The 425-nt window shown below is 64.7% G+C and carries 1 pseudogene; it reads right to left on the bottom strand.

The annotated features are described in order from the left end of the window. Positions 1-425: pseudogene (locus tag SB772_RS39225) on the bottom strand (dihydroxy-acid dehydratase); the annotation flags it as partial.

Raw genomic sequence — 425 nt, 5'->3', positions numbered from 1 at the left:
CGTGCGCGATGGCCAGATAGTGCAGCACGGCATTGGTCGAGCCGCCCGTCGCCATGATCAGCGCCACGGCGTTTTCGATCGATGCCTTCGTGATGATGTCGCGCGGCTTGAGGTCTTTCTTGACCGCTTCGACGAGCACGCGCGCCGACTCCGCCGCCGAATCCACCTTCTCCTGCTCGGGATTCGCCATCGTCGACGAATAGAGCAGCGACATGCCGAGCGCCTCGAACGACGAACTCATGGTGTTGGCCGTGTACATGCCGCCGCACGAGCCGGTCGACGGACACGCGTTCTGTTCGACGCCCTCGAAATCCTCCTCGCTCATGCGGCCCGCCGTGAATTCGCCGACGGCCTCGAACGCCGAGACGATCGTCAGGTCCTTGCCCTACCAGTGGCCCGGCCGGATCGTGCCGCCGTACACGTAG

Origin of the sequence: Paraburkholderia sp. SIMBA_030 (genome assembly GCF_046535245.1) — a bacterium.
Taxonomy (GTDB): Bacteria; Pseudomonadota; Gammaproteobacteria; order Burkholderiales; family Burkholderiaceae; genus Paraburkholderia.
Note: the sequence above shows the minus strand (reverse complement) of the source record. Positions and strands in the feature narration are given on the sequence as shown.